Annotated in this window: 1 protein-coding gene; it reads left to right on the top strand. The window is 61.0% G+C overall.

Annotation, left to right across the window (positions count from 1 at the left end):
- Nucleotides 1-392 (top strand): DUF87 domain-containing protein (locus EN969_RS35115; protein WP_127419992.1); only part of this gene is annotated, 392 nt, incomplete at both ends.

Below are 392 nucleotides of genomic sequence, written 5' to 3'. Positions count from 1 at the left end.
GTTCCGGTATCGGTAAATCCACCTTGGCCACCGCGCTGACCGAACGCTTCGTCGAAAGCGGCTTTCAGTTTTGTGTCTTCGATCCCGAAGGCGACTATGATGGCCTCGAAGGCGCCGTTCGCCTGGGAGACGGCTCAAGCGCGCCGACAAAGGCGCAAGTGCTCGATCTGATCGCCAAGGCCGACAGCAACATAGTCGTCAATGGACTGGCCCTGCGGGTCGACGAGAGGCCGGATTTCTTTGCCGACCTGCTGCCTGGCCTCAGCAGTTTCCGCCGGCGCACCGCGAGACCGCACTGGCTCGTGATCGATGAAGCGCATCATCTTCTGCCCAAGCGGCGCGACGATACGCGGGCGGTTCTGTCATTGGAATTGCCTGGCACAATCCTGATC

It is taken from the genome of Mesorhizobium sp. M7A.F.Ca.CA.003.01.2.1 (genome assembly GCF_003998945.1).
GTDB classification, from domain to species: Bacteria; Pseudomonadota; Alphaproteobacteria; order Rhizobiales; family Rhizobiaceae; genus Mesorhizobium; species Mesorhizobium ciceri.
This window is presented reverse-complemented; position numbering and strand designations above follow the sequence as displayed.